The sequence below is a fragment of the Amycolatopsis sp. TRM77291 genome (assembly GCF_054166285.1).
In genome coordinates this window covers 1-1376 of record NZ_JBSZHF010000023.1, presented here as the reverse complement: position 1 = coordinate 1376, position 1376 = coordinate 1, and the positions used below count along the sequence as shown (strand labels likewise).

2 protein-coding genes are annotated in these 1376 nt (G+C 71.4%); both read right to left on the bottom strand.

Features of this window, described 5'->3' with window-relative positions; genetic code table 11:
• Positions 1-74: 74 nt before the first annotated feature.
• Positions 75-587 carry a single-stranded DNA-binding protein gene (locus ACXIZN_RS43175; RefSeq protein ID WP_457960778.1) on the bottom strand — a complete coding sequence of 171 codons (513 nt, stop codon included), beginning with the start codon at positions 585-587 and terminating at the stop codon, positions 75-77.
• Between the two features lie 305 nt (positions 588-892).
• On the bottom strand, positions 893-1376 hold a 484-nt coding region (locus tag ACXIZN_RS43170), incomplete at its 5' end, for a DNA-processing protein DprA (protein WP_457960777.1).

Here is a 1376-nt window from a genome sequence, read left to right as displayed (position 1 = left end):
CGGGCGGCCCCACCGGCCTCCGGGGCGGGTCGTGCCCGGCCGGTGGGGAAGTCCCGGCCGGGCACTGACCCGGCTTAGAAGGGCGCGTCGCTACCGCCGCCGGCACCGGCACCGGCACCGGCTCCGACGAGGTCGCCCTCGGGTGCGGGTCCCCATACGTCGTCGACGGGCGCAGGCGCGGCCGCGGGCGCAGCGGCCGTGGTGGGCTGGGTGTTCTGGGTCCTGGTCACTTTGCTCACCTTCGCCGTCGCGTAGCGGAGGGAAGGGCCGATCTCGTCGACGTCGAGTTCCACGACGGTGCGCTTCTCGCCGTCGCGGGTTTCGAACGAGCGCTGCTTCAACCGTCCCTGCACGATGACGCGGGCACCCCGCGTCAGGGATTCGGCGACGTTCTCGCCCGGCTGCTGCCAGACCGTGCAGCGCAGGAACAAAGCTTCTCCGTCCTCCCACTCGCCCGTCGCGCTGTTGCGCTTGCGCGGGGTGGTCGCGACCGTGAAGTTCGCGACCGCCTTTCCGAGAGGAGTGAAACGCAGCTCCGGGTCGGAGGTGAGGTTTCCGGTGACGGTGATGACGGGTTCGCCAGCCATGGTGTTCTCCTGGTTGTCGGGTGTGTGGAACGCGGCGCAGCCCTAGCGCGCCCGGGCCGGGGGCGTTCCCGGCCCGGCTCGTCCGGCTGGCGTGGATCGGCCTGTTCCCAGCCGGCGGCGGCGGACGGCGGGCGACGGCCGGTCCACCCGGGCGGATCGGGCCGGAACTCCGGGAACGAAGCCTCCGGTTTGGGGGTGCTTGACTTTGTGCGGTCCACACGCCCACGGCCAGGGGAATGCCAGACAGACTTTCGTGGGGCTGGGCTGGGACGCCCATCGGGCGTCCCAGCCCAGCTTGTGTCGAGTCACTGTGTGGGCGTGGCGTTTTCGGGGAATCCTGCGGTTTCGACAATTTCGTCGACCGAGGTCACCAGCGTGGCTTCGCCTTCGCGGATCAGCGCGTGACAGCCGGCGGACACCCCCGAGGACACCGGTCCCGGCATGGCCATCACGACCTTGCCGAGCGCTCCGGCCGTCCCCGCGGTGTTCTGTGCGCCGCTGCGCCTGCCTGCTTCGACCACGACGGTCGCGGTCGTGAGGGCCGCGAGGATCCTGTTCCGGGCGAGGAACCGATGCCTTGCGGGTCGAGTTCCTGGCGGGTACTCGCTGACCACCGCGCCCGTCTGCGCGATGGAGCGCAACAGGGTCTCGTGCGCCATCGGGTACACGACGTCGACTCCGCAGGCGAGCACGGCGATCGTCGTACCGTCCGCACTCAGCGCGCCCCGGTGGGCCGCGCCGTCGATGCCGTACGCCGCCCCCGAGAACACCGGGATCCCCCGGCTCGCC